This window comes from Pseudomonas sp. LBUM1678, from assembly GCF_059695575.1.
Map to the genome: position 1 here is coordinate 5332853 of NZ_CP166775.1, position 20211 is coordinate 5353063.

Sequence of the window (20211 nt, forward strand, 5' to 3'; positions counted from 1 at the left end):
GGGGATATGTACGAATATTCAGGACCCTGTAGCAGCTGTCGAGCCCCAGCGAGGCTGCGTCCGGCGGCGAAGCAGTCGTCAATCCTATCGACTTGGTTTACCTGAAACACCGCGATGGCTGGTTTTACGACGGCTTCGCCGCCGGACGCTGCCTCGCTGGGGCTCGACAGCTGCTACATCGGCCTGTTTAAGGCTTACTGCCGGGCGCGGAGTTGTTGCTGCAGATTCTGGATCTGCGCCTGAAGGGTGTTGATGTTGCGGGTAGTTTGCCCGCGGAACGCGTCAAACTCGGCGGTATTGGTGGCGCCTTGCGCAGGAGACGGACGGTTGTCCTGCTCGCTTTTGAGCACGATGATGTCCTGTTCCAGACGCTCGATAGCGGCGCTCGGGTTGCCTTGTTTCTTCAGCGCGACGATGTCGGCACCGAGGCTTTTGAGCTGGGCGTCGAATTTGCTGCTGTCGTCCGGGGCGCTTTTCAGCGCGGCCAACTCAGTGCTCAAGGCTTTGACCTGCGCCTGCAATTGCACGTTGGCAGTCTGGTGTTCGGTGCTCTGGGCGGACATCTGCGCCAGGCGCTTGTCCAGATCAGTGGTTTGCGCGGTCATCTGTGCCAGACGCTTGTCCAGATCGCTGGTCTGACCGACAACGCCTTGCTGCTGCTTGCCCTGATCCAGTAGTTGGGTTTCCAGCTGCTTGATTTGCAGCTTCAAGGCTTCGCTGTCGCTGGTGACGTTGGTCTGGCTGGCGACAACCTTGCCGGAAATATCCTGCAAGCGCCCCGCCGCATCCTCACTGATGCGCGCGAAACTTTCCTGGGTGGCCACCAGTTGCTGTTCCATCAGCGAAATCTGCTGAAAGCTCCACCAGGCAAGCCCCCCGAACGCAAAGAACAAAGCGCCGACCAAGGCCCACAGAGGACCGGTGCTGGCACTTTTGACTTTGACGACCGGCGCCGTCCGCGAATGCACCGAGGTGCGAGTCGTGGCCGGAAAATCATCGTCATCGGGGACGTCTGCGCGCAGGCTCGGTAAATCGAAGTCGTCGTTGGCATCGTTACGCATGGACATTGAGTCAACCTTTGTGGAACGCGGTGATGGTTGTATGCGGCGAGTATAAACCCCACTGCCGCACCGATTGACCCTCAACGCCAAACTCGGTTCAGTGCGGGCAGACGGGGGACTGGAAAGTCAGCGAAGGTCTTGGGCCTTCCACCAGCCGCAGAACTCATCGAGGGCCGTCCAGAGACTGACTTTTGGATCGTAATCCAGATAATGCCGGGCGCGGCTGATGTCCAGGGTGAAATTTTTGTTCATGACCTGCATGCCCAGACGCGACAGCGTCGGCTCGGGACGCCCCGGCCACAATTTGCACACCCCTTCGTTGAGCGCGGCAACGCTGTAGGCCAGCCCGTAGGAACGGTAGCGCGTCACTTGTGGGACTTCCATCTTACGCATGACGTAATTGACCACGTCCCACAACGGCACCGGCGTACCGTTACTGATGTTGTAGGCCTTGCCCAATGCGGAACCGCTGGCCAGCAAGCTGCTGAGCAACGCTTCATTGAGGTTTTGCACGCTGGTGAAATCGACCTTGTTCAGGCCATTGCCGATGATCGCCAGGCGTCCCTTGCGCTGCATTTTCAGCAGGCGCGGGAAGATGCTCATGTCACCCGCCCCTGTCACGAAACGCGGGCGCAGGGCCAGGGTTTCGAGACCAAATTCCTGGGCACCAAAGACTTTTTGCTCGGCGAGGAATTTGGTGGCGGCGTAGGGATGCTTAAACCGTTTAGGCACCTGTTCTTCGGTCAGCCCCAGATGATCACGGCCATCGAAGTAGATCGACGGCGACGATAAATGCACCAGGCGCCGAACGCGCTGCTTCAGGCAGGCCTCGACCACGTTTTCGGTGACCTGCACGTTGCCTTGGTGAAAGTCCTGATAACGCCCCCACACACCGACCGCGCCGGCGCAATGCACCACGGCGTCGACATCGGAACACAGCTCGCGCGCCAGTTCCGGGTCGCTCAAGTCGCCCGGGATAAACTCGGCGCCACGGCGCACCAGATGTTCGACGCTTTCGGCCCGGCGACCGTTGACCCGCACGTCCAGGCCTTGCTCCAGAGCAAAACGCGCAAAGCGTCCGCCAATGAAGCCGCTTGCGCCGGTGACCAGAATTTTCATGTAGAGCTCCGATGTGTTTCGTTTTGCGTAATGCGTGAGTCTTGACGCTGCCCGTCAGTCCAACGGCACCAGCCATTGCCTGGATGAGCGTACCAATTGATCGGTCAGTAACCCCAGCAGCTGACCGCCGTTGCGCCAATGATGCCAGTACAGCGGCACATCGATGGGCTTATCTGGCAAAAGCTCCACCAATACACCGCGCTCCAGTTGCTCGCGCACCTGCAACTCGGGCACCAGGCCCCAGCCAAGTCCGGCCTCGGCCAAGCGAATGAAGCCTTCAGACGATGGGCACAAATGGTGCTCGAAACCGCCATCGACACCGAGGGACGCGAGGTAGCGATGCTGTAGGAAATCGTCAGGGCCAAACACCAGCGCCGGGGTTTTCGCCAGCAGGTCAGCACGCACCCCTTCAGGAAAATGCCGGGCGATGAACGCGGGACTGGCCAGCGCCCGATAGCGCATGGCGCCCAATAACACGCTGCGCGCGCCAGCCACCGGACGCTCGCTGGCGCAGATGCACGCGGCCACTTCGCCAGCGCGCATGCGTTTGAGGCCGACCGTCTGGTCTTCGACCACCAGATCCAGCAGCAGGTGTTGCTCGGCGCAGAAATCACTGACGGCTGCGGCCCACCACGTCGCCAGACTGTCGGCATTGAGAGCGATGCGCAGACGTTCCGGCAGACCTTCCTCGTCCAGCGCCGGGACCAGCGTCTGTAGATCCCGCTCAAGCAAACGCACCTGCTGGACATGGTTGAGCAACCGTCGACCAATCTCGGTGGGCGCCGGCGGTGTGACCCGCACCAACACCGGCTGGCCGATCCGCGCCTCCAGCAGTTTGATGCGCTGGGAGATCGCCGATTGCGACAAACCCAATACCTGCGCGGCGCGTTCAAATCCGGCCTGCTCGACCACCGCGGCCAAAGCAGAAAGCAATTTATAGTCGAACATCAGTTTTCCTAATGAGCGATCAGCATGATTGGTTTTTCTTATACCGCGTTGCGCCGGAGAATGGCCACCAAGAACTCTTGAACAAGGATCACCGACATGGCTGGCGAAACATCATTGGCAACGCTGCTGCGCAGCATGAGCCCGCAGCTCAACGACGGCGAATACGTGTTCTGCACGCTGCGCGACGGCAAGTTGCCCGCCGGCATTGAGATCGTCGGCAGCTTTCGCGAGCAGGAAGGCCTGACAGTGATTCTGGAACGCTCCCACGCCGAACAGGCCGGTTTCAGCTTCGACTACGTCGCGGCCTGGATCACCTTGAACGTGCATTCGGCCCTCGAAGCCGTCGGCCTGACCGCCGCCTTCGCCACGGCATTGGGCCAGGCCGGCATCAGTTGCAACGTGATCGCCGGTTACTACCACGACCACTTATTCGTCGGTCAAGCCGATGCCCAACATGCCCTTCAAGTGCTGCGAGACCTGGCAGCCAACGCGGAGTAAACCTTATGTGGCAAAGCTATGTGAACGGCCTGCTGGTGGCTGCCGGGCTGATCATGGCGATCGGCACGCAGAATGCGTTTGTGCTGGCGCAGAGCCTTCGGCGTGAACATCACCTGCCGGTGGCGGCGTTGTGCGTAACCTGCGATGCCTTATTGGTTGCCGCTGGCGTGTTCGGGCTGGCGACGGTGCTGGCGCAAAACCCGACCCTGTTGGCGGTCGCCCGCTGGGGTGGCGTTGTATTTCTGATTTGGTATGGCAGCCAGGCGCTGCGTCGGGCGTGTTCTAAACAAAGTCTGCAACAAGGTGAAAACCATACAGTGCGCTCGCTGCGCGCGGTGATGCTCAGCGCCTTGGCCGTGACCCTGCTCAACCCGCATGTTTATCTGGATACGGTGCTGTTGATCGGCTCTCTCGGCGCGCAACAAACCGAGCCCGGCGCTTATGTGGTCGGGGCCGCGAGTGCGTCGTTGTTGTGGTTTTTCACCTTGGCACTGGGCGCTGCATGGTTGGCGCCGTGGCTGGCCCGGCCCAGCACCTGGCGGATTCTCGATCTGTTGGTGGCGGTGATGATGTTTGCAGTGGCGTTTCAATTAATTGTTGCCGGCTGATTATTCCAAAAGGCTCTGGAACCTCTATTCCACACAGTTGTTGCGTGGTTATGCCGCACCCCCGGTGCTATGATCCGATCCGATGCGCCGCAAAGAGTACAAACTCCCCGGCGCTTGTCTGGCCGCCCGTGATCGGCCTTGCGCTCACCGCAACTGACCTGATTAGGAGAATCATCATGGCTTTCGAATTGCCGCCGCTGCCTTACGCACACGATGCCCTGCAGCCGCACATTTCCAAGGAAACTCTGGAATACCACCACGACAAGCACCACAACACCTACGTCGTGAACCTGAACAACCTGGTGCCAGGCACCGAGTTCGAAGGCAAAACTCTGGAAGAAATCGTCAAATCTTCCTCGGGCGGTATCTTCAACAACGCCGCTCAGGTCTGGAACCACACTTTCTACTGGAACTGCCTGGCGCCAAACGCCGGCGGTCAACCAACCGGCGCGCTGGCTGAAGCCATCAACGCTTCCTTCGGTTCGTTCGACAAGTTCAAAGAAGAATTCAGCAAAACCTCCATCGGCACCTTCGGTTCCGGTTGGGGCTGGCTGGTGAAAAAGGCTGACGGTTCCCTGGCCCTGGCCAGCACCATCGGCGCCGGCAACCCGCTGACCAGCGGCGACACCCCGCTGCTGACCTGCGACGTCTGGGAACACGCTTACTACATCGACTACCGCAACGTTCGTCCGAAATACGTCGAAGCGTTCTGGAACCTGGTCAACTGGAAATTCGTGGCTGAGCAATTTGAAGGCAAAACCTTCAAGGCTTAAGATCGACGCCAGACAAGAAACCCGGCTTTTATGCCGGGTTTTTTTATGGCCTCAGGAAATATCAGAGCGCCCTGAGCGGCCTTGAAAATTGGGGCGACTGTGCGGCCGTCTTCGCGAGCAAGCCCGCTCCCACAGTGGGTATGGGTGGACACACCATTTATGTACCCCCTCAATCTCATGTGGGAGCGAGCCTGCTCGCGATGAACGATAACGCGGTCTATGAACTACTACGCCGGATCAACGTTATCCAAAGCTCGGTTCACCGCCAGCTCCGCCAGCATGATGATCTGCTGGAGCGCCAGCACCGTGTGCCGCTGCGGACCGATCAGGTTCGCGGCGAAATCACTGGCCATGACGCTGGCCGAGGCCAGGGACTCGCAGGCTTGGGCCAGGAGGCTTTCGCTGTCCATGTCTGGTGCGATCATGAACATCGTGCTGGGGCGACGGGGTTTTTCGATGTATTGGTCTGGCGGGTCGAGGTAGTAATCGAGGGCGCGTTTTATGGCTTCGCGGTCTCGGAGGAGCGTTTCGGCTTCGGGGGCTTCGGAGGTGGGTGCGGTGTTGACGGGTGGATCGGGAATCAGCTTATTCATTGGATGCTCTTCTCAGTTGGAGCCATCACTTGCCGTTTCTCACGCGACGAAGGGGTGGCAGCTATGTGCGGAGTGAGAAACCGGTCAGAGCCCAAACCCGGCCGGACCGAAGTCCGCCCGCACACAGCCGCCATAGAGCATTGTCGACAGCGAATAAGCTGGCGGCAATTATGGTGGTACTGGTGTTGTATTAACAGGCTTACCGGGTTCTCACACCCGGTCGCTGAGTTTTCAGCGACAGCCAGAGGTTAGAGAGACTGCTTCCTACCCGGCAACCTGAAAAATGCGTGGGAAATTGCTGTGTTTTTTACACATTATTCAACACTCAAAAATGGAGCGCGGAGCGTCCCGGGCTGCATTCCTTTGCTGCGCGTAGGGAACGATCAATCGGGGGGAAGCAGGAAGAAATTGGTCGGCTGTCAGGCCGCCTTCGCAGGCAAGCCAGCTCCCACAGGGTTCGGTGTACACCTGCAAGAAATTGGTCGGCTGTCAGGCCGCCATCGCTGGCAGGCCAGCTCCCACAGGGTTCGGTGTACACCTGCAAGAGATTGGGCGGCTGTCAGGCCGCCATCGCTGGCAGGCCAGCTCCCACAGGGTTCGGTGTACACCTGCAAGAAATTGGTCGGCTTTCAGGCCGCCATCGCAGGCAAGCCAGCTCCCACAAGGGCTTGGTGTACATCAGCAAGAGACTGGTCGGCTGTCAGGCCGCCATCGCTGGCAGGCCAGCTCCCACAATGGATCGGCGTAAGCCTTCCGCTTCTCACCACTCAATAGGCCGAGCGTTAGCTCGCCTGCTTTTGATTTTGATCCACCCGCCCCTTTCGGGAGGCTGAGTGGAGGTGTTCATCCGGGGAGTGGCGCGTAGCGCCGTTCGACGCAGTCGAACACGCTGCATGTAGGTGCAGCGAAGCCAACCGGAGGGCAGTGTCCCCGGATGGATACCGGAGCGAAGGTACGCCGAGCCTTAGCGAGGGGCCGGACGCTTGGGGCGAGCGTTTTTTTGCTTACTTTTTTTAGGCGCTTGTAAAAAAAGTGAGTCGCCGTAAGGGCGAAACCATAAGTGGCCGTTACCGCAGGAATGGATATGTACACAACCAACAAGAACATGGTCGGCTATAAGGCCGCCAAGTAACCAAGCCAATCTCCGACAATGAAACCAGCGTTCAGCCCCTTGCCCCCACGCCACAGCAGGCTAACATCAACAAATGGAAAAATAGTCCCAATCCCCCTCAAGTTGAAGGACCCAACAACCGACACAGTACTAATAGGGCAAATACTCAAAACAACAGCATTTCTGCCAAGCTACCGGCAAAAAACCCTGAGATTGATTGTCCCTTTGACTGCCATCACGGGATTGCCAATACTCATGGCAACTTGATGCTACCCGCACGGAACAAGGAATAACCCTTTGAAGCTGGAACTCAAGAACAGCTTGTCGGTGAAGTTGCTCCGGGTTGTGCTCCTGTCGGCATTGATCGTCGGCGTGGTCTTGAGCTGCGCGCAGATCGTTTTCGATGCCTATAAAACACGCCAGGCCGTGGCCAGTGATGCCGAGCGCATCCTCGACATGTTCCGCGACCCCTCCACCCAGGCCGTCTACAGCCTGGACCGGGAAATGGGCATGCAGGTAATCGAAGGCCTGTTCCAGGACGACGCCGTGCGTCAGGCCTCCATCGGCCATCCCAACGAAGCCATGCTCGCGCAAAAATCCCGAGAGTTGCAGTATTCAAACAGCCGCTGGCTGACCGACCTGATTCTCGGCAAAGAGCGCACCTTCACCACCCAACTGGTCGGTCGCGGCCCGTACAGCGAATATTACGGCGACCTGAGCATCACCCTCGACACCGCCACCTACGGGCAGGGTTTCATCGTCAGCTCGGTAATCATCTTCATCTCCGGCGTGTTACGCGCCCTGGCCATGGGCCTGGTGCTGTACCTGGTCTACCACTGGCTGCTGACCAAACCGCTGTCGCGAATCATCGAACACCTGACCGAAATCAATCCGGACCGCCCCAGCGCACACAAGATTCCGCTGCTCAAGGGCCACGAAAAGAACGAACTGGGCATCTGGATCAACACCGCCAACCAGTTGCTCGAATCCATCGAACGCAACACCCATCTGCGCCACGAAGCGGAAAACAGCCTGCTGCGCATGGCCCAGTACGACTTCCTCACCGGCCTGCCGAACCGTCAGCAATTGCAGCAGCAACTGGACAAGATCCTGGTCGACGCCGGCAAACTGCAACGCCGGGTTGCGGTGCTGGTGGTGGGCCTCGACGATTTCAAAGGGATCAACGAACAGTTCAGCTATCAGACCGGCGACCAGCTGCTGCTGGCCCTGGCCGATCGCCTGCGCGCTCACAGTGGTCGCCTCGGCGCCCTCGCCCGCCTCGGTGGCGACCAGTTCGCCCTGGTCCAGGCCGATATCGAACAACCTTATGAAGCCGCCGAACTGGCGCAAAGCATTCTCGATGACCTGGAAGCGGCGTTTGCCCTCGATCATCAGGAAATCCGCCTACGCGCGACCATCGGCATCACCCTGTTTCCCGAGGACGGCGACAGCACCGAGAAGCTGCTGCAAAAAGCCGAGCAGACCATGACGCTGGCGAAAACCCGTTCGCGCAACCGCTATCAGTTCTACATCGCCAGCGTCGACACCGAGATGCGCCGCCGCCGGGAACTGGAAAAAGACCTGCGCGACGCCCTGCGGCGGGATCAGTTCTACCTCGTCTACCAACCGCAGATCAGCTACCGCGATCACCGGGTAGTGGGCGTCGAGGCATTGATTCGCTGGCAGCATCCCGAGCATGGTCTGGTGCCGCCCGACCTGTTCATCCCGTTGGCCGAGCAGAACGGCACCATCATCGCCATCGGCGAATGGGTGCTGGATCAGGCCTGCAAACAACTGCGCGAATGGCATGACCAGGGTTTCATCGACCTGCGCATGGCGGTGAACCTGTCCACGGTGCAACTGCACCACGCCGAGCTGCCGCGAGTGGTCAACAACCTGCTGCAGATGTACCGCCTTCCCCCTCGCAGCCTGGAGCTGGAAGTCACTGAAACCGGCCTGATGGAAGACATCAGCACCGCCGCCCAGCATTTGCTGAGCCTGCGCCGCTCCGGCGCACTGATTGCGATCGACGATTTCGGCACCGGTTATTCGTCCTTGAGCTATCTGAAAAGCCTGCCGCTGGACAAGATCAAGATCGACAAGAGTTTCGTGCAGGACCTGCTTGATGACGACGACGATGCCACCATCGTTCGGGCGATCATCCAGCTGGGCAAGAGCCTGGGCATGCAGGTGATTGCCGAAGGCGTGGAAACCGCCGAGCAAGAGGCCTACATCATCTCCGAAGGCTGCCACGAAGGTCAGGGCTATCACTACAGCAAACCGCTGCCGGCGCGGGAATTGGGTGCCTACCTGAAACAGGCGCAACGCACTAACGCGGCAATTTTGTAGATATCAAAAGATCGCAGCCTCGTTTCACTCGACAGCTGCTACGGGTCCATGTGCTTGCGTAGCAGCTGTCGAGTCAAACGAGGCTGCGATCTTTTGATCCACGACACAACTCTTGTGTGAATAAGAAATATTTCCAGCTACAACCCTTTACACATAATGCGAAAGATTTGCATTATGTCGCAGTTTTGCGCACTCGCTGCGCCATACCACCCCCTCTCGAAGCAGGATGTTCGCCATGATTCGTATGCCTCTGGCTACCGCCAGTCTGTTGGCCATCGCTATTTCCCTCGCCGGTTGTGGCGAAGGCAAAGACAAAGCTGCAGCTCCAGCGCCGGCCGCCAGCACGACCGCGCCGGCGCCAGCCACCGCACCTGCCGCTACCAGCAAAGTCGACGAAGCCGCCGCCAAAGCCGTTGTCGCGCATTACGCCGACATCGTCTACGCCGTCTACAGCGATGCCGAATCCACCGCGAAAACCCTGCAAACCGCCGTCGACGCCTTCCTCGCCAAGCCGAACGCCGACACCCTGAAAGCCGCCAAGGCTGCCTGGGTTGCTGCCCGCGTTCCTTACCTGCAGAGCGAAGTGTTCCGCTTCGGCAACACCATCATCGACGACTGGGAAGGTCAGGTGAACGCCTGGCCACTGGACGAAGGCCTGATCGACTACGTCGACAAATCCTACGAGCACGCACTGGGTAACCCGGGTGCCACGGCCAATATCATCGCCAACGTGCAAGTTCAGGTCGGCGAAGACAAGATCGACGTCAAAGACATCACCCCGGAAAAACTCGCCAGCCTGAACGAGCTGGGCGGTTCCGAGGCCAACGTCGCCACCGGCTACCACGCCATCGAATTCCTGCTCTGGGGCCAGGACCTGAACGGCACCGGCCCAGGCGCCGGCAACCGTCCAGCCTCCGATTACCTGGAAGGCAAAGGCGCCACCGGCGGTCACAATGATCGTCGTCGCGCTTACCTGAAGTCCGTGACCCAGCTGCTGGTCAGCGACCTGGAAGAAATGGTCGGTAACTGGAAGCCGAACGTGGCTGACAACTACCGCGCCACCCTGGAAGCCGAACCGGTTGATACCGGCCTGCGCAAAATGCTGTTCGGCATGGGCAGCCTGTCCCTGGGCGAACTGGCGGGCGAGCGCATGAAGGTTTCCCTGGAAGCCAACTCCCCTGAAGACGAACACGATTGCTTCAGCGACAACACCCATAACTCGCAGTTCTACGATGCCAAGGGTGTTCGCAACGTCTACCTGGGCGAATACACCCGCGTCGACGGCACCAAAATGACCGGCGCCAGCCTGTCGTCCCTGGTGGCCAAAGCCGACCCGGCGGCCGACACCGCGCTGAAAGCCGATCTGGCCGCCACCGAAGCCAAGATGCAGGTCATCGTCGATCACGCCAACAAGGGTGAGCACTACGACCAGCTGATCGCCGCCGGCAACACCGCTGGCAACCAGATCGTCCGTGACGCTATCGCCTCCCTGGTCAAGCAGACCGGTTCGATCGAAGCCGCCGCTGGCAAACTGGGCATCACCGACCTGAACCCGGACAACGCTGATCACGAGTTCTGATCAACGCTGGCTGAGTGACTAAAGAGGCGACCTTCGGGTCGCCTTTTTCATGCCTGCCTGACACGGACCACTGTAGGAGCGAGGCTTGCCCGCGAAGACGGCATCACATTCAACATCAATGGTGACTGATACATCGCTTTCGCGGGCAAGCCTCGCTCCTACAGGGTCTTGCGCAGATCCTGTGGGAGCGAGCCTGCTCGCGATGGCCGCGCCTCGGTCTTCTGTGAAAACCTGCCCCACATCAACCAAACGATAATTCCTCTTATTCAATCTCCCCTGCCCTGTTAGACTTTGCGCCTTTGTTTTGCTCGTCTTGCAGGATGTCTGATGCCCTCGCTGCTTCTTCGCTTGTCCGCACTGTTTCTGGCCATGGGCCTGAGTGCCTGCGATGACGCCCCGCGTTTTACCAAGGCCGAACCCGGTGAAGCCCGGTCCGGTGGCGCAGCGACCGTGCGCAAGACCGATCAGAACGCTTTCTCCCTGCCCTCAGCAAACCTGTCGCCGTCACGGCGCGTGGATTTCAGTGTCGGCAACAGCTTCTTCCGCAACCCCTGGGTGATCGCCCCGTCGACCACAACCGCCCGGGACGGCCTCGGTCCGCTGTTCAATACCAACGCCTGTCAGGGCTGCCACATCAAGGACGGTCGCGGTCATCCGCCGACGCCCGATGCCGTGAACGCAGTATCGATGCTGGTGCGCCTGTCGATCCCGGACGCGCCGGCGTATGCCAAAGTCATCGAGCAGCTCGGCGTCGTCCCGGAGCCGGTCTACGGCGGCCAGTTCCAGGACATGGCCGTACCCGGCGTGACCCCTGAAGGCAAAGTGCGCGTCGACTACACCCCCGTTCCGATCCGCTTCAAGGACGGCACCGAACTCGAGTTACGCAAACCCAGCCTGAACATCACCCAGCTGGGTTACGGCCCGATGCAACCCGACACCCGTTTCTCGGCGCGCGTGGCCCCGCCGATGATTGGCCTGGGCTTACTCGAAGCCATCCCCGACGAGGCGATCCTCGCCAACGCCGAGGCGCAGGCCAAGGATAAAAACGGCATCGCCGGACGTCCGAACCGGGTCTGGGACGACGTACAACAGAAGACCGTGCTTGGCCGCTTCGGCTGGAAAGCCGGGCAACCAAACCTCAATCAACAGAACGTTCACGCGTTTTCCGGCGACATGGGCCTGACCACCAGCCTGCGCCCCTTCGACGACTGCACCGATGCGCAAACCGCCTGCAAACAGGCACCGAATGGCAACGGCCCGAATGGCGAGCCGGAGGTCAGCGATAACATCCTGCGCCTGGTGCTGTTCTACAGCCGCAACCTGGCTGTACCGGCCCGCCGTGACGTCAACGCACCCGAAGTGCTGGCCGGCAAAAACCTGTTTTTCCAGGCTGGCTGCCAGTCCTGCCACACACCGAAATACACCACCGCCGCCAACGCCGCCGAACCTGAACTGGCCAATCAAGTGATTCGCCCTTACAGCGATCTGCTGCTGCACGACATGGGCGACGGCCTGGCCGACAACCGCAGCGAATTCCAGGCCAGTGGCCGCGACTGGCGCACGCCGCCGTTGTGGGGCATCGGCCTGACGCAAGCGGTCAGTGGCCACACCCAGTTCTTGCATGACGGCCGCGCGCGCAATCTGCTTGAGGCCGTGCTCTGGCATGGCGGCGAAGCGCAAGCGGCCCAGCAACAGGTTTTGTCTTTCAATGCTGAGCAGCGCGCTGCGTTGCTGGCGTTTTTGAATTCCCTTTAATACGTATTCCATAGCGGGAGCCCGACATGTTCCGTCCCAAATTGTTGTTCACCAGCCTAGCCGCACTCGCCCTCGGCGCTTGCTCGCCACAGGACCCGCAAGCCGTCACCTCGGCCGCCATCGCCAAATCGGTGATCCTGCCGACTTACACTCGCTGGGTTGAAGCCGACCGCCAATTGGCTGTCAGCGCACTCGCCTACTGCGAAGGCAAGGAAAACCTCGACACCGCCCGCGCCGACTTCCTGCACGCGCAGAAAGCCTGGGCCGAGCTGCAACCGCTGCTGATCGGGCCGCTGGCCGAAGGCAATCGCGCCTGGCAGGTGCAATTCTGGCCGGACAAGAAAAACCTGGTCGGCCGTCAGGTCGAGCAACTGGTCACCGCGCAACCGCAGATCGATGCCGCCGCCCTGGCCAAGTCCAGCGTCGTGGTGCAGGGCCTCTCGGCCTATGAATACATTCTGTTCGACAGCAAGCCGGACGTGGCCAACGACGCGCAGAAAGCCAAGTACTGCCCACTGTTGAAGGCGATTGGCGAGCGTCAGAAACTGCTGGCCGAAGAGATTCTGCAAAGCTGGAACAACACCGACGGCATGCTCGCGCAGATGAGCAAATTTCCCAACCAGCGTTACGCCGATTCCCACGAGGCCATCGCCGATTTGCTGCGCGTCCAGGTCACCGCCCTCGACACTCTGAAGAAAAAACTCGGCACGCCGATGGGCCGCCAGAGCAAGGGCGTGCCGCAACCCTTCCAGGCCGATGCATGGCGCAGCCAGTCGTCCCTGACCGGCCTCGAAGCCAGCCTCGCCGCCGCCAAAACCGTGTGGGAAGGCGTCGACAACAAAGGCCTGCGCGGCCTGCTGCCGACCGAGCAGAAACCGTTGGCCGACAAGATCGATGCCGCTTACGCCGCGTCCCTGAAGCTGTTCGCCAGCAATCAACGTCCGCTGACCGAGATGCTCAACGAGGACGCCGGGCGCCAGCAACTCAACGACATCTACGACAGCCTCAACGTCGTCCATCGCCTGCACGAAGGCGAACTGGCCAAGGCGCTGGGCATCCAACTGGGCTTCAACGCCAACGACGGTGATTGATGAGGGCGAGTGCCATGCTGCGACGTCAGGCTCTGACTTTAGGTAGTTTGCTGCTGGGAGCAGTGACACTGGGCGGCTGGACGCTGTTCAAGCAAAAGGACAAAAGCCCGCTGCTGCTTTCAGCGCGGGATGATGGCGACGGCAAGCATTACGCCGTCGGTTATCGGCTGGACGGCACCCGGGTGTTCGCCACCCAGGTCGGCCAGCGTTGCCACGACATCATCAACCACCCGACGCTGCCGATCGCGCTGTTTGTCGCCCGGCGTCCGGGCACCGAGAGTTACCTGATCGACCTGCGCGACGGCACGCTGCTGCAAACCGTGGCCTCGCTGCCGAACCGGCACTTCTACGGTCACGCGGTGATTCACAAGAGCGGCGACTGGCTGTACGCCACCGAGAACGACACCTCCGATCCGGGTCGCGGACTGTTGGGTGTGTACAAGTTTGAAGGTGAGCGGCTGGTGCACAGCGGCGAGATTTCCACCCATGGTATCGGCCCGCATCAGGTGTCGTGGATGCCGGATGGCGAGACCCTGGTAGTCGCCAACGGCGGCATTCGCACCGAAGCTGAAAGCCGGGTCGAGATGAACCTCAATGCCATGGAGCCGAGCCTGGTGCTGATGCAACGGGACGGCACCCTGCTGAGCAAGGAAACCCTCGCCCAGCAGATGAACAGCGTGCGTCATCTGGGGATCGCCAGCGACGGCACCATCGTCGCCGGTCAGCAGTTCATGGGGCCATCCCACGAGTCTTCGGAACTGCTGGCGATCAAGCGTCCAGGCCAACCGTTCGTGGCGTTTCCGGTGCCGGAGCATCAGTTGCAGGCGATGGGGCATTACACCGCCAGCGTTGCGGTCCACAGTGACTTGCGGCTGGTCGCGTTGACCGCGCCGCGCGGCAACCGTTTTTTCATCTGGGACATGGACAGCGGCGAAGTGCGCCTGGATGCTCCGCTTCCCGACTGCGCCGGGGTTGGCGCGGTGGCGGATGGGTTCGTCGTGACCTCGGGTCAGGGCCGCTGCCGGTACTACGATTGCCGCCAGACAAATCTGGTTGCAAAACCGCTGGAGCTTCCGGCAGGGCTCTGGGACAACCACCTTCACCTCATCTAAACACGGTCCCTTGTAGCAGCTGGCGCAGCCTGCGTTCGGCGGCGCAGCCGTCGTGAGATCATGCACCGCGGTGTATCAGGCATACCGAGTTGAATGGATTGACGACTGCTACGCAGCCGAACGCAGGCTGCGCCAGCTGCTACAGGTCGTGGGGGGCATGCGACGCGGTAAGGTTCAAGACGGTATCTACAGGTCGCGGCGCCGTCTGGCTGTAATTTCTACCAGTTGGAATCACCCTCCCACTCGGAGTAATGTGCCCCACTGTCTCACCTGATTTTCTCCAAGGAAGTGGAAATATGCTGCGTCGCCGCATGCTGATCATGTTGGGTGTTGTTCTGCTGATCGTGCTGGTCCTGGCCGGTTACAAAGCCTTCTCCATCTACACGATGATTCAAGGCTTTTCCGCGCCGAAACCGCCGATCAGTGTCGCCGCGACCACTGCCGCCGAACGCCCGTGGCAAGCCCGTCTGCCGTCCGTTGGCACGCTCAAGGCGCTGCAAGGGGTCGACCTGAGCCTGGAGATCGCCGGCACCGTCATGGATGTGCAGTTCGAGTCCGGGCAGCAGGTCAAGGCCGGCCAGCCGATCGTGCAACTCGACAGCGGCGTGGAAAAGGCTTTGCTGGAAACCGCGATGGCGGACCTCGGGCTGTCGACAGTGAATTACAACCGCGGCAGTCAACTGGTGGGTAGCCAGGCGATCTCCAAAGGTGAGTTCGACCGACTCACGGCGATCATGAAAAAGGATCAGGCCACGGTTAACCAGCTCAAGGCGTCGCTGGCGAAAAAGCGCATTCTCGCCCCGTTCAGCGGCACCATCGGTATTCGTCAGGTGGACGTCGGTGACTACGTGGCCAGCGGCACCATGATTGCCACCCTGCAAGACCTCAGCAGCCTCTACGTCGACTTCTTTGTGCCCGAGCAGTCGGTGCCGAAGATCGGCATCGGCCAGTCGGTGCAGATCATTGTCTCGGCCTACCCGACACAAACCTTCCCCGGCACCATCAGCGCAATCAACCCGAAAGTCGAAAACAGCACCCGCAACGTGCAGGTCCGCGCAACCCTGGCCAACCCTGACGGCAAACTGCTGCCGGGCATGTTCGCCAGCCTGCAAGTGATGCTGCCCGACCCGCAGCTGCGCATCGTCGTGCCAGAAAGCGCGATCACGTACACGTTGTACGGCAACTCGCTCTACGTCGTCGCGCAGAAAAAAGCCGAAGACGGCAGCCTCGAAAAAGACGACAAGGGCCAGCCGATCCTGATCGCCGAACGGCGTTTCATCGAAACCGGCGAGCGCCGCGACGGGCTGGTGATGATTACCAAAGGCGTGCAGAACGGCGAAAAAGTGGTCACGGCCGGTCAGATCAAACTGGACAACGGCGCACACATTGCCATCAGCGACGACAAGACCCTAGCCGAGAAGAGCAGTCAGCCTCGCGTTGACTGATCAAGGAATCCACATGGCTTTTACTGACCCGTTCATCCGCCGCCCGGTGCTCGCCACCGTGGTCAGCCTGTTGATTGTGCTGCTGGGCTTCCAGGCCTGGAGCAAGCTGCCGCTGCGCCAATACCCGCAAATGGAAAACGCCCTGATCACGGTGACCACGGCGTACCCCGGGGCCAACGCCGAAACCATTCAGGGCTACATCACCCAACCGATGCAGCAAAGCCTGGCCAGCGCCGAGGGCATCGACTACATGACCTCGGTCAGTCGCCAGAACTTCTCGGTGATCTCGATCTACGCGCGCATCGGCTCCAACAGCGACCGCTTGTTCACCGAGCTGCTGGCCAAGGCCAACGAGGTGAAAAACCAGCTGCCTCAGGACGCCGAAGACCCGGTGCTGAGCAAGGAAGCCGCCGACGCCTCGGCACTCATGTACATCAGTTTCTTCAGCAAGGAGCTGAGCAACCCGCAGATCACCGACTACCTGTCGCGGGTCATCCAGCCGAAACTGGCGACCCTGCCGGGCATGGCTGAAGCGGAGATTCTCGGCAACCAGGTGTTCGCCATGCGCCTGTGGCTGGACCCGGTGAAACTGGCCGGTTTCGGCCTGAGCGCCAGCGACGTGACCAACGCCGTGCGCCAGTACAACTTCCTCTCCGCCGCCGGTGAAGTGAAAGGCGAGTACGTCGTCACCAGCATCAATGCCAACACCGAGCTGAAATCCGCCGAAGCGTTTGCCGCGATTCCGCTCAAGGTCGATGGCGACAGTCGCGTGCTGCTCAGCGATGTTGCGCGGGTCGAGATGGGCGCGGAAAACTACGACTCCATCAGTTCCTTCGGTGGCACACCCTCGGTGTACATCGGTATCAAGGCCACGCCGGGCGCCAACCCGCTGGACGTGATCAAGGAAGTGCGCAAGATCATGCCGGACCTGGAAGCCCAGCTGCCGCCCAACCTCAAAGGCGAAATTGCCTACGACGCCACGCTGTTCATCCAGGCCTCGATCGACGAGGTGGTTAAAACCCTCTTCGAAGCCGTGCTGATCGTGATCGTAGTGGTGTTTCTGTTTCTCGGGGCGCTGCGGTCGGTGGTGATCCCGGTGGTGACCATTCCGCTGTCGATGATCGGCGTGATGTTCTTCATGCAGATGATGGGGTACTCGATCAACTTGCTGACCCTGCTGGCGATGGTGCTGGCCATCGGGTTGGTGGTGGACGATGCCATTGTGGTGGTGGAAAACATTCACCGGCACATCGAGGAAGGCAAGACGCCGCTGGATGCGGCCCTCGAAGGCGCCCGGGAGATCGCCATGCCGGTGGTCTCGATGACCATCACCCTGGCGGCGGTGTATGCACCCATCGGTTTCCTGACCGGGCTCACGGGGGCGCTGTTCAAGGAGTTCGCCCTGACGCTGGCCGGCGCGGTGGTGATCTCCGGCGTGGTCGCGCTGACCCTGTCGCCGATGATGTGCGCCCTGCTCCTGCGCCACGATGAAAACCCCAGCGGCCTGGCCCATCGCCTGGACCTGATTTTCGAAGGCCTCAAGCGCCGCTACCAAAGCATGCTCCACGGCACCCTCAACACCCGGCCGGTGGTGCTGGTGTTTGCGGTGATCGTGCTGTGCCTGATTCCGGTACTGCTCAAGTTCACCAAGTCGGAACTGGCGCCCGACGAGGATCAGGGCATCATTTTCATGTTGGCCAACGCCCCGCAACCGGCCAACCTCGACTACCTGAACACCTACACCGACGAATTCATCACGATCTTCAAGGAGTTTCCCGAGTACTACTCCTCGTTCCAGATCAATGGATTCAGCGGCGTGCAATCGGGGATCGGTGGTTTCCTGCTCAAACCGTGGAACGAACGCGACCGCACGCAGATGGCAATCCTGCCCGAGGTCCAGCGCAAACTGGAGAGCATCTCGGGCTTGCAGATCTTCGGTTTCAACCTGCCCTCCCTGCCCGGCACCGGCGAAGGGTTGCCGTTTCAGTTCGTCATCAACACGGCCAATGATTACGAAGCGCTGCTGCAAGTGATGGACCGGGTGAAAAAACGGGCGATGGAGTCCGGCAAGTTCGCCTTCGTCGACGTCGACCTGGCCTTCGACAAACCCGAAGTCGTCGTGGATATCGACCGTGCCAAGGCCGCGCAGATGGGCGTGTCCATGCAGGACCTCGGTGGAACACTGGCGACGTTGCTGGGACAGGCGGAGATCAACCGTTTCACCATTGAGGGTCGCAGCTACAAAGTCATCGCTCAGGTCGAACGACCCTTTCGGGATAACCCGGACTGGTTGAACAACTATTACGTCAAGAACACCCAAGGCGAGCTGCTGGCCCTGTCGACCCTGATCACCGTCACCGACCGCGCGCGTCCACGGCAGCTGAACCAGTTCCAGCAACTCAACTCAGCCATTCTGGCGGGAGTCCCGCTGGTCAGCATGGGTGAAGCCATCGACACCGTGCGGCAGATCACGCTGGAAGAAGCGCCGGCCGGTTTTGCCATGGATTACGCCGGCGCGTCGCGGCAATACGTTCAGGAAGGCAGCGCGCTGTGGGTGACCTTCGCCCTGGCGCTGGCGATCATTTTCCTGGTGCTGGCGGCCCAGTTCGAAAGCTTCCGTGATCCGCTGGTGATCCTGGTGACGGTGCCGCTGTCGATCTGCGGCGCGTTGATTCCGCTGTTCCTGGGTTGGTCGAGCATGAACATTTACACCCAGGTGGGGCTGGTGACCTTGATCGGGCTGATCAGCAAGCACGGCATCCTGATCGTCGAGTTCGCCAACCAGCTGCGCAAAGAAAAGGGGCTGACTCCGCGCGAGGCGGTGGAAGAAGCGGCGGCGATTCGGCTACGACCGGTATTGATGACCACGGCGGCGATGGTGTTCGGTATGGTGCCGTTGATCATTGCCACGGGCGCGGGGGCGGTCAGCCGGTTCGATATCGGCATGGTGATCGCAACGGGGATGTCGATTGGCACGTTGTTCACGCTGTTTGTGCTGCCGTGCATCTACACCCTTCTAGCCAAACCCGATGCTAAGGAACACCAGTAACCCCTGTGGGAGCCAGCCTGCTGGCGATAGCGGTCCGCCATTCAGCATTGTGTTGAATGACACACCGCCATCGCCAGCAGGCTGGCTCCCACATTGGTCTGGTGCAAGGCTTTAAGTTCGGGCACAAAAAAAGGCCTCGCATTTTGGCGAGGCCTTTTATTTGGGCTTCAATCTGTTCAACTCTGTGGCCTCATTCCTTGAGAAAGTCCGAACATGAACAGTAATAAATCATGATCGGGTTGGGATGCCACGGATGCCTTGGCAACCCGTGGCAACGGACAGTGATCATCAGCACTCACTGAACTGAGGACTTGCGTGCGGGGCTGCTCCCACGCCGCCAACGCCAATGAAGCAACTGCCAAGGCTCCTATCAAGAAAACACCTCGCGCAATTTCTAGTTTCATTGCTATAAACCTTTGATAGCGCTGCCAAACGCCGTCTCATAAAAATAGACGAGTTTGCGCCAGTCCGTCGTGCTGAACGACGAGTGGCGACGCAGTTGCTTCAGGTCATGAGCAGCCGCGCGGTAGGCGGTCAAACGCTGTCGGCATTTCTCCAGGTCGATCAAGGCAATCTCGACCTTGGCTGAGTCGTCTTCGCCGGTAACCCGCACGAATACGTGCTTGATATAGATGCAGCTGTGCTGCCAACGGCCTTTGTGCATGCGGGCCAGATTGTCGGCCAGTTCCTTCAAGACGCGATCATGCACCACCTCGCCGTGGCGCTCGCGACCGCCGCCGGCGTACCAGTGTTCGAGTTCCTCAAAGCCGTCCAGCGACTTGGTCACCAGCAATGCGCGCCATTTGTGCACAGGGTCGCGCTGTGCGCCGCAGAAAACGATTTCCGGAACTCGCACATCAAGCGCGCGCAGGCCAATGAGCGCATCCTGTTCGCGCAACACGGTCGGGCGGCCGAACGGGTGCAGCCAGCTGCGGTAGATATGCCCGGTCTGCCGCTTGGCGTAGAGCAGCTGGCCATCACTGCCCATGACACGCTCCACGCCACTTTCTCCACCGCGACGGACGTTGGGTTCTTCTACCCATTCACCGCGCTGATTCCAGAAATAGTCGAAGCGGTCCTGAGAAGCGACATCCGTTTCTGCTGCACATTGCACTGCCAT

16 protein-coding genes are annotated in these 20211 nt (G+C 60.3%); 10 read left to right on the forward strand and 6 right to left on the reverse strand.

Annotated features, from left to right (window positions below; all coding sequences use genetic code 11):
- Positions 1-194: 194 nt before the first annotated feature.
- From ACA070_RS24220 to ACA070_RS24230, 3 genes are all read right to left on the reverse strand, one after another.
- Positions 195-1067, reverse strand: a complete 873-nt coding sequence (locus tag ACA070_RS24220; RefSeq protein WP_497448633.1) for an ATPase — start codon at positions 1065-1067, stop codon at positions 195-197.
- A 120-nt stretch (positions 1068-1187) separates the two neighbouring features.
- On the reverse strand, positions 1188-2180 hold the full coding sequence (locus ACA070_RS24225; RefSeq protein WP_497448634.1) for an NAD-dependent epimerase/dehydratase family protein: 993 nt from the start codon (positions 2178-2180) through the stop codon (positions 1188-1190).
- Positions 2181-2234: 54 nt separating this feature from the next.
- A complete protein-coding gene (locus ACA070_RS24230) occupies positions 2235-3128 on the reverse strand; it encodes a LysR family transcriptional regulator ArgP (RefSeq protein WP_497448635.1) in 894 nt (297 codons plus the stop codon).
- Between the two features lie 96 nt (positions 3129-3224).
- Between ACA070_RS24230 and ACA070_RS24235 the strand changes: the two genes are divergently transcribed.
- The 3 genes from ACA070_RS24235 (at position 3225) to ACA070_RS24245 (ending at position 5007) form a co-directional block, all read left to right on the forward strand.
- Positions 3225-3626 (forward strand): ACT domain-containing protein, encoded by a 402-nt coding sequence (locus ACA070_RS24235; RefSeq protein ID WP_497448636.1) that lies wholly within the window; start codon positions 3225-3227, stop codon positions 3624-3626.
- Between the two features lie 5 nt (positions 3627-3631).
- Positions 3632-4234, forward strand: a complete 603-nt coding sequence (locus tag ACA070_RS24240) for a LysE/ArgO family amino acid transporter (RefSeq protein ID WP_497448637.1) — start codon at positions 3632-3634, stop codon at positions 4232-4234.
- Between the two features lie 176 nt (positions 4235-4410).
- Positions 4411-5007 carry a superoxide dismutase gene (locus tag ACA070_RS24245; protein WP_010457614.1) on the forward strand — a complete coding sequence of 199 codons (597 nt, stop codon included), beginning with the start codon at positions 4411-4413 and terminating at the stop codon, positions 5005-5007.
- A 227-nt stretch (positions 5008-5234) separates the two neighbouring features.
- Here the strand turns inward: ACA070_RS24245 and ACA070_RS24250 are convergent, their stop codons facing one another.
- Positions 5235-5600: a DUF6124 family protein gene (locus tag ACA070_RS24250; RefSeq protein WP_497448638.1), complete on the reverse strand. Its 366-nt coding sequence runs from the start codon at positions 5598-5600 to the stop codon at positions 5235-5237.
- Between the two features lie 1408 nt (positions 5601-7008).
- On the opposite strand from ACA070_RS24250, the gene ACA070_RS24255 reads away from it, so the two are divergent.
- From ACA070_RS24255 to ACA070_RS24285, 7 genes are all read left to right on the forward strand, one after another.
- On the forward strand, positions 7009-9060 hold the full coding sequence (locus tag ACA070_RS24255) for a putative bifunctional diguanylate cyclase/phosphodiesterase (protein WP_497448639.1): 2052 nt from the start codon (positions 7009-7011) through the stop codon (positions 9058-9060).
- A 235-nt stretch (positions 9061-9295) separates the two neighbouring features.
- Positions 9296-10639 carry an imelysin family protein gene (locus ACA070_RS24260; protein ID WP_497448640.1) on the forward strand — a complete coding sequence of 448 codons (1344 nt, stop codon included), beginning with the start codon at positions 9296-9298 and terminating at the stop codon, positions 10637-10639.
- A 327-nt stretch (positions 10640-10966) separates the two neighbouring features.
- Complete coding sequence (locus ACA070_RS24265; RefSeq protein ID WP_497448641.1) at positions 10967-12394, forward strand: di-heme oxidoreductase family protein; 1428 nt, start codon at positions 10967-10969, stop codon at positions 12392-12394.
- Positions 12395-12420: 26 nt separating this feature from the next.
- Positions 12421-13485: an imelysin family protein gene (locus ACA070_RS24270; RefSeq protein WP_497448642.1), complete on the forward strand. Its 1065-nt coding sequence runs from the start codon at positions 12421-12423 to the stop codon at positions 13483-13485.
- 14 nt (positions 13486-13499) lie between these two features.
- Positions 13500-14597: a DUF1513 domain-containing protein gene (locus ACA070_RS24275; RefSeq protein WP_403100314.1), complete on the forward strand. Its 1098-nt coding sequence runs from the start codon at positions 13500-13502 to the stop codon at positions 14595-14597.
- A gap of 296 nt (positions 14598-14893) precedes the next feature.
- Positions 14894-16042, forward strand: a complete 1149-nt coding sequence (locus ACA070_RS24280) for an efflux RND transporter periplasmic adaptor subunit (RefSeq protein WP_462028465.1) — start codon at positions 14894-14896, stop codon at positions 16040-16042.
- 13 nt (positions 16043-16055) lie between these two features.
- Positions 16056-19091 (forward strand): multidrug efflux RND transporter permease subunit, encoded by a 3036-nt coding sequence (locus ACA070_RS24285; RefSeq protein WP_497448643.1) that lies wholly within the window; start codon positions 16056-16058, stop codon positions 19089-19091.
- Between the two features lie 176 nt (positions 19092-19267).
- On the opposite strand, the gene ACA070_RS24290 is transcribed toward ACA070_RS24285, so the two are convergent.
- Positions 19268-19495: a hypothetical protein gene (locus tag ACA070_RS24290; protein WP_497448644.1), complete on the reverse strand. Its 228-nt coding sequence runs from the start codon at positions 19493-19495 to the stop codon at positions 19268-19270.
- Positions 19496-19497: 2 nt separating this feature from the next.
- Complete coding sequence (locus ACA070_RS24295) at positions 19498-20211, reverse strand: lipopolysaccharide kinase InaA family protein (RefSeq protein ID WP_497448645.1); 714 nt, start codon at positions 20209-20211, stop codon at positions 19498-19500.